The 6,916-nt window shown below is 33.5% G+C and carries 10 protein-coding genes; 9 read left to right on the top strand and 1 reads right to left on the bottom strand.

Annotated features, from left to right (window positions below; all coding sequences use genetic code 11):
- On the bottom strand, positions 1 to 800 hold an 800-nt coding region (locus FYJ55_RS05145), incomplete at its 3' end, for an IS1634 family transposase (protein ID WP_456152219.1).
- A gap of 168 nt (positions 801 to 968) precedes the next feature.
- On the opposite strand from FYJ55_RS05145, the gene FYJ55_RS05140 reads away from it, so the two are divergent.
- From FYJ55_RS05140 to FYJ55_RS05100, 9 genes are all read left to right on the top strand, one after another.
- On the top strand, positions 969 to 1,154 hold the full coding sequence (locus FYJ55_RS05140; RefSeq protein WP_229771097.1) for a hypothetical protein: 186 nt from the start codon (positions 969 to 971) through the stop codon (positions 1,152 to 1,154).
- Positions 1,155 to 1,222: 68 nt separating this feature from the next.
- Positions 1,223 to 1,744, top strand: a complete 522-nt coding sequence (locus tag FYJ55_RS05135) for a UTRA domain-containing protein (RefSeq protein WP_154555933.1) — start codon at positions 1,223 to 1,225, stop codon at positions 1,742 to 1,744.
- Positions 1,741 to 2,472 (top strand): GntR family transcriptional regulator, encoded by a 732-nt coding sequence (locus FYJ55_RS05130; RefSeq protein WP_154555932.1) that lies wholly within the window; start codon positions 1,741 to 1,743, stop codon positions 2,470 to 2,472. The genes FYJ55_RS05135 and FYJ55_RS05130 overlap by 4 nt, the downstream gene beginning before the upstream one ends.
- A gap of 184 nt (positions 2,473 to 2,656) precedes the next feature.
- Positions 2,657 to 3,442, top strand: coding sequence for a PTS mannose/fructose/sorbose/N-acetylgalactosamine transporter subunit IIC (locus FYJ55_RS05125; protein ID WP_154555931.1), 786 nt, complete (start codon positions 2,657 to 2,659; stop codon positions 3,440 to 3,442).
- A gap of 3 nt (positions 3,443 to 3,445) precedes the next feature.
- A complete protein-coding gene (locus tag FYJ55_RS05120) occupies positions 3,446 to 4,282 on the top strand; it encodes a PTS system mannose/fructose/sorbose family transporter subunit IID (protein ID WP_154555930.1) in 837 nt (278 codons plus the stop codon).
- Between the two features lie 9 nt (positions 4,283 to 4,291).
- Positions 4,292 to 4,765 carry a PTS system mannose/fructose/N-acetylgalactosamine-transporter subunit IIB gene (locus tag FYJ55_RS05115; protein ID WP_040466068.1) on the top strand — a complete coding sequence of 158 codons (474 nt, stop codon included), beginning with the start codon at positions 4,292 to 4,294 and terminating at the stop codon, positions 4,763 to 4,765.
- Positions 4,766 to 4,778: 13 nt separating this feature from the next.
- Complete coding sequence (locus FYJ55_RS05110; protein ID WP_229771096.1) at positions 4,779 to 5,864, top strand: SIS domain-containing protein; 1,086 nt, start codon at positions 4,779 to 4,781, stop codon at positions 5,862 to 5,864.
- Positions 5,864 to 6,496, top strand: coding sequence for an HAD family hydrolase (locus tag FYJ55_RS05105; RefSeq protein WP_118324427.1), 633 nt, complete (start codon positions 5,864 to 5,866; stop codon positions 6,494 to 6,496). Before FYJ55_RS05110 ends, FYJ55_RS05105 begins: the two co-directional genes overlap by 1 nt.
- The gene (locus tag FYJ55_RS05100; protein ID WP_154555928.1) at positions 6,490 to 6,915 is read left to right on the top strand and encodes a PTS sugar transporter subunit IIA; all 426 of its coding nucleotides are present in this window, start codon (positions 6,490 to 6,492) and stop codon (positions 6,913 to 6,915) included. Before FYJ55_RS05105 ends, FYJ55_RS05100 begins: the two co-directional genes overlap by 7 nt.
- Position 6,916 lies beyond the last annotated feature (1 nt).

Genomic DNA, 6,916 nt, shown 5'->3' with positions numbered 1-6,916 from the left:
TGTTCATTTGTGTTTCCTGGATGAATACACATAGAAATAGGGATTCCACGGCTGTCCATGATAAGCCCCATTTCAACAATAGGAGATGTCTTGTTTTCCTTACTGATTCCGAACTGACGAAGTCCAAAGATAATTTCTCCAGTAACTTCGTCAACAATCTCCTCATCAGGCTTTTCTGTTTCAAAGAAATAGTTTGTACAGTCATAGTACATAACTGAAGTATCTCGTTTAACGATGTTTTCGGAATTGTCAAAAAGATGTTTTAAATATTTGTCACTGTTTCTGTCTAGAATATCCAGGAAACGAATCATATGTTGGTATTCAACCTGAGGTTTCTCATAGTATGTATCAAGTTTATCGTATGTTCCATATTTACTGGCAGGATCCAGAATCCTTGCATAGGTAAGAAACTGACAGATTTTATTACAGTCGTAGGTGATCTTTCGGTCAGAAGAAACTGATTTGAAAAAATCAGACAGATTCAATTTGGCATAGATATCCTTAAGATACAGATATCCAATGTTCAAACTAGTAGAATTCGAACAAGGAGAATCTGTAGAAGGGATTCTTTCATTAAAGTCCATAGTAACAATGAATTCAGATCTGCCAGAACGATATTCCTCATTCATTTTTTTTACTTCGTTTTTAGCGTATTCCAAGGGATCATCCGTTATAAGAAGAAGCTCAGAATGTTTACCTAATCTTTTGATATTTTTGGTTGTCGTTTTTTTACCATTTCTAAATCCCTGCTGAATATAGTAAGTAGGATCTTTAAGTCGTTTATCATAATACAGTTTCATAGAAGCAGCCATCCTTTACAACTATTATACCATAATTACAACACATACAACAGTAAAAATTAAAAATTTGACGAAAAAAAAGCCGTACATAAACGACATTTGGCTATTTTGGCTATGAGCAAGTGTTAAACTCCCGCTTTAAGAGGTGTTGGATTATCTAAAGTACCAATGTATTCGATGATTTTATGTTTCGTTATTTTAAGACAAGTCTATTTATTTGTCGCAACACAATTCAGTTCTGAATTAATTACCGTATTCTTGGGATGGCCACTGACATGGATTGTAAATGCGGCACTATTAATGGGGTATTATCATATATATTCAAAGAAATTAGTAAGAGGCGATATTTATTAATCACCTCCTTTTTTTGTATACCAAAACATGATATGATGTGTATACCAATTATATAGGGAGAAAAGAGTATGGATAAGGATAATATATATGTACTTCGCGACATAGATTGTTTTATGTCGGTTACAGAAGCGATTCGTGAACAAGGGCTTACTTTAGAAAATCGTATTATTGAAAAGAAAGTGATTGAATCGAATTACTATTTGTCAAAACAATTAAATGTGCCATTGGCTACTAAACTCTTCTATTTATGTCGAGTTCGATATGTAGAAGGGACCGCCCAATCCATTGAAAAAACGTATATTGAATATTCGAAGGTGGAAGGACTTGAAGAATATGATCTTGGGAATACATCGTTTTATGGGCTTTTATTAAGGGAATATGGTGTACAGGTTTATGAAACACAAGAAGAATTATTATTGGTGGAGGCAAAAAGGGAAGAAAAAAGATTATTAGGATTAGAAGGAAAATGTGAGATTTTATTAAATCGTGGAACTTCTTATGTTTCAAAAAATGATCATGAGCCTTTTGAATATTTTGAAATGTCAAGTCTACCAAGCTTTTATAGATATAGGAGTGTGTCGGAAATATGAGTGAAAAACCAATCTATGTACAACTGATGGACAGCATTAAGAAGAAAATTCAGGATGGGCAGCTTCAAGTTGGAGATCGCTTAGTGAGTGAAAGAGAAATGTCCGAACAATATGGAATCAATCGAATGACGGTGCGAAATGCATTAAAAAAACTTCAAGAAGAAGGGGTCATTGAAACAAAAAGAGGAAGTGGCAACTATGTTGCGAAAGTCCCATATGTTGAAGAAAAACTAGAATTAGGGCGTGCCGGTGTTTATTCATTGAGTGCACAGATTCGTCAAAAGGGAATGAAATCGAGTCGTAAAACACTATCTCTGGCAAAGATAAAGCCTGAAGATAAATTAAAGGAAGTCTTTCCAAATGAAGATTATATATATGAAATCATTCGTTTATCTTATATCAATGATGAGCCTTATGCATTACAGAAGGTATATATTCCTTGTTCTAAATTCGAGGATGCAGAGCGTTTTGATTTTGAGAGCTTTTCATTATATGACTATATGGATGATTTAGGACATCGACCTAGAACTATGGTTTCTTATTTGCGCATTGATTCTTTGCCGATAGAGTATCGAAAATATATGGATATTGAAAGAAATGTATTTATTTTTGATTATCATGGCTATGATGAGAATCGTGAATTGGTAGAATATACGATTTCATATCATAATCCAAAGTATTCATCATTTAAATATGTAACCCAAGGCTTGAAGTTTAGAAGTCAATAAATTGGTATATAAGTATATCAGAATAGAGGTATCTAATTGATGGATACCTCTTTTTTTTGCGATTAACATGGAATTGGTATACATATGTGCCAAAGAAATTATTGATATTGGTATACATGTATGGTATAAATTAATCATGAAATGGTATTAAGTATATACCAATGTCATTAAGGAGGAGAGAAATATGACATTTATTCAGGCGTTATTAATCGGCTTGATTGCCGGTCTAACCGTTTTGGATGGAAACTGGTTAGGTGAAGCTAAATTCCGTGAACCCGTTGTTACTGGATTCTTAGTTGGTTTAGCTTTAGGAGATGTTACGAAAGGATTAAAGGTTGGTGCTGAATTACAACTTTTATGGATGGGAGCAACTGGTATTGGTCCTACAGCTCAACTTGATATTGGTACTGGTGGAACAATTGGTGCTGCTGTTGCGATTATGACTGGCAAAGGTGCTGAAACAGCGATTCTATTTGGTGTTCCAGTTGCAGTTGTTATGCAGTTTATTAACACATTACTGATTGCTTCTTATTCTGGATTGATGCACAAAGTAGATAATGATATTGAAGCAGGTAACTTTAAGTCAATCGCATTGACTCATCATTTCTGTAACTGGGCAACATTCGCATTATATTCATTAGTTGCATTTATAGCTATGTATTTTGGACATGGTGTAATCCAAGCTATCGCAGATGGACTTCCTGCATGGGCAAATGCTGGATTAAACGGTGTAGCTGCATTGCTTCCTGCATTAGGATTTGCGTTATTGTTGAACATTATCTTCGAAAAAGATTTAACACCATACTTAATTATTGGATTTGTTCTTGCAGCATATGCAGGTCAAGCCATCACTATGGTTGGTATCACATTGATCGCATTCGCAATCGCAATGATTATTTATCAAATTCGCTCAAACCAAGGAACAGTTGTTCAAAGTGCTTCAGCTTTGGATGATGAATGGGAGGACTAGAACATGGCTAAAAATGATGTAATTAGTGTTGAAAATAATATAACAAAAAAAGATTTTAGAAAAGTATTCTGGAGATCATTTACTTTACTTGGATCATTCAACTATGAAAAGATGGAAGGTCTTGCTTATCTATATTGTATTGAACATATTTTAAAGAAAATTTATAAAGATGATGAAGAAGGCTTAAAACAAGCTATGCTTCGTGAAAGTGCAGCTTTCAATATGACAATTGCACCAGCACCATTCGTTATGGGAATTTCTATTGCGATGGAAGAAAACGTTAAGCGTGATCCTAATTTTGATCCAGCATCAATCAATGCGATCAAAGTCAGCTTGATGGGTCCATTGAGTGGTATTGGAGATACATTCTTCTGGGGTATCTTTAGAATCTTGGCTTGTTCATTATCAATTGGTTTTGCGAAAGCAGGAAATCCAATTGCTCCATTTATTCTATTGATTCTATTTAATATTCCAACATTCTTAACTCGTTATTATGGATTAAAGATTGGATATACAAGTGGAAACCAATTGTTGATTGACTTAGAAAAATCAGGAAAGATGCAATTGTTTACATATTGTGCGGGTATTCTTGGTGTGGCAGCCATTGGTTGTATGATCGCAAGCTGGGTAACTGTATCATGTCCTTTAGAATTCACAATTTCAGGAAATAAAATTGTAATTCAAGAATATTTAGATCAAATTATGCCTAAATTATTGCCTTTAGCTGCAACATTAGGTATTTATTCAGCAATTAAAAAGAATATCAAAATCACAAAGATTATTTCAGCAATCGTAGTGATTGGATTTGTGTTAGGTGTATTTGGCATTATTGCCCTATAGGAGGTTATTATGGCTATAGTAGAAGTACGTGTGGACGATCGTTTGATTCACGGCCAAGTTTGTGGCTATTGGATTCCACAATTTGATGTACAACGAATTTTGATTGTCGATAATGAAATCGTGAATGATGAAAATCGTAAAGTATCTTTGAAATTTGGTACTCCACCAAGATGTAAATTGTCAATTTTTGATTCGAAGAAAGCTGCAGAGAAATTGCTTCGTAAAATCGATGAAGGAATTCGCGTTATGATTCTAGTGCGTTCACCTGAACCACTTGCTGAAATGTTAGATTACGGCTATACATTTGATCATGTTACTGTAGGTAATATGTCTACAAAAGATGGTGCTAAACAGATTCGTAACAATATGTTTGTGAATGAAAAAGAGGCTGCTGCATTCAAAAAAATCAAAGAACACAATATTCCAATGTATTACCAAATAACACCAAATGTGTCAAAAGATGACATTTCAAAAGAATTTTAAGGAGGATTCGATTATGGCAGAGCCAACAGTATTAGGGTATATTAAGGAACAACCAGAAAGATTAAAATATGTTTTCGAAAATAAAGATGTGTTTGTGAAACCATTTGTAGATGTATTCACAAAAAATAATATTAAGAAAGTGATCTTCTTTGGTTCAGGAACATCTTATAATGTATCTATTTTAGGAACTTATTATTTCAAACACCTAGTAGGAATTGATGCAGAATATCAATATCCAACTGTATTTAAAAATTATGAAAAAGCAGATTGGTCAGGATTATTAAAGAAGGATGAAATTCTATATGTTGGTATTTCTCAATCTGGAACATCTATTTCGACTTGTGAAGTCATGAAATTTGCACAACAAGAAGGTTATCATACTTTGGCAATCACGGGGAATCTAAATAGTGAAATCACTAAATATGTAGATACAAAAGTACATCTTTTAGTTGGGGATGAATTGACTCCACCAGAAACAAAAGGATATACAACATCTGTTATTTCTGTATATCTATGGGCTGTTGAATGCGCTCATGTAACTGGTAAGATGAGTGATGCTGAATATGAAAAAGCTTTAGATGAGACTAAGAAATTGGTAGATCAATTCCAAACTGTAGTCGATGAAAGTGAAGCTTGGTATGATCGTAACCGCACAACCATTGTAAATAGTGATCGTTTATATTTCTTAGGTTATGGTATTGATTTTGCGACAGCAATTGAAGCTCAATTAAAAGTTGGAGAAATGTTAAGACTTCCTGCATTGGGATATGAAATTGAAGAATATTCTCATGGTCCTACAATGGCTATTTCTAAAAAACAAACCATTTGTATTATTGGAAGTGATGAAGGAGAATTTGAACACAGTGTAGATTTCAGTAAATCCTTTAAAAAATACACAGATCGTGTTCATTTTATCACATGTAAAGATTTAGGAAACGATCCTAGAGACTGTGTATTCTCTGTTAAGACAAATAAATATTTGGCTCCATTGATGTTTACAGTTCCATTCCAATTTGTTGCCGCAAAAGGCGCTAAGGATATTGGTATTGATACAGCTATCAACCCATTTGACGAAAATTTAGCTCACTACAAAGACTAATGAAAGCTATTATTTTTGATATGGATGGTGTCCTAATAAATAGTGAAGTGAAATATCAAGAATTATTTATGCAGTTTTTTAAAGATAGAGGAGTTTTTATTGAAAAAGAAGAACTCCTCTTTCTTATTGGTTGTTCTAGAAAGACAGAAGACGAATTTATCGCAAGTCGATTAGACATAAGTGTAGAAAGGGCACAGGATTTAAAGAAAACATTTTTTGAAAATCATAAAGTGGATTATTTAAAAATACGCATGCCTTATGTATTGGAATTACTTGCATATTTAAAGAATAACGAAATTACGATGGCACTTGCTTCATCTTCTCCAATGGACAATATTGAAGATGTTTTAAAACAATGTGAGATTGAAACCTATTTTAAATATATTGTGAGTGGAGAAAATTTTAAAAGGACAAAACCAGATCCAGAAATTTATGAATATACATGTAAACAAATCGGTGTTTCTAAAGATGAAATATGGGTTGTAGAAGATTCGGAGTATGGAATTGAAGCTGCAAAAAAAGCAGGACTAAAAGTTATGGGATTATATAATAGTAAACTTTATCAAGATTTGACAGACGCAAATTTAATTATTAGTTCACTAAAACAGATTATGGAGGAAGATATATGGTAGGAATTCTTATTACAGGTCATGGCCATTTTGCCAGTGGCATTGCTTCAAGTGTAGAGTTGATCATGCAAAGTCTAGAAGGGATAGAAGTTGTTGATTTTCCACAAGGGGATACAGCAACTGAATTGAAAGAAAATATGCATAACGCATTAAGTAAATTTGATGATGAAATTGTCGTATTTGCAGATTTACTAAGTGGATCTCCATTTAATACGGCTGTTATGGAAGCTTTAGAAAATGATAAGATCCAAGTTGTCTACGGCACAAATTTAGGTATGTTGATTGAATGTATTATGATGCGTAATATGGGATCGAGTGCAATTGAAATCGCAAATAAGGCTTGTGAGGTTGGTCAAACTCAAATTGGTAAATTTGAAAAGCAACTAGAATCAGAGGATGATTCATCGGATGAGGAGTGGTAAA

Origin of the sequence: Holdemanella porci (assembly GCF_009696075.1) — a bacterium.
In the GTDB taxonomy this organism is placed as follows: Bacteria; Bacillota_I; Bacilli_A; order Erysipelotrichales; family Erysipelotrichaceae; genus Holdemanella; species Holdemanella porci.
This window is presented reverse-complemented; position numbering and strand designations above follow the sequence as displayed.

Coding starts and splice junctions, on each gene's coding strand:
- FYJ55_RS05140 (WP_229771097.1), top strand. CDS start 969: ATGTATTCGATGATTTTATGTTTCGTTATTTTAAGACAAGTCTATTTA.
- FYJ55_RS05135 (WP_154555933.1), top strand. CDS start 1,223: ATGGATAAGGATAATATATATGTACTTCGCGACATAGATTGTTTTATG.
- FYJ55_RS05130 (WP_154555932.1), top strand. CDS start 1,741: ATGAGTGAAAAACCAATCTATGTACAACTGATGGACAGCATTAAGAAG.
- FYJ55_RS05125 (WP_154555931.1), top strand. CDS start 2,657: ATGACATTTATTCAGGCGTTATTAATCGGCTTGATTGCCGGTCTAACC.
- FYJ55_RS05120 (WP_154555930.1), top strand. CDS start 3,446: ATGGCTAAAAATGATGTAATTAGTGTTGAAAATAATATAACAAAAAAA.
- FYJ55_RS05115 (WP_040466068.1), top strand. CDS start 4,292: ATGGCTATAGTAGAAGTACGTGTGGACGATCGTTTGATTCACGGCCAA.
- FYJ55_RS05110 (WP_229771096.1), top strand. CDS start 4,779: ATGGCAGAGCCAACAGTATTAGGGTATATTAAGGAACAACCAGAAAGA.
- FYJ55_RS05105 (WP_118324427.1), top strand. CDS start 5,864: ATGAAAGCTATTATTTTTGATATGGATGGTGTCCTAATAAATAGTGAA.
- FYJ55_RS05100 (WP_154555928.1), top strand. CDS start 6,490: ATGGTAGGAATTCTTATTACAGGTCATGGCCATTTTGCCAGTGGCATT.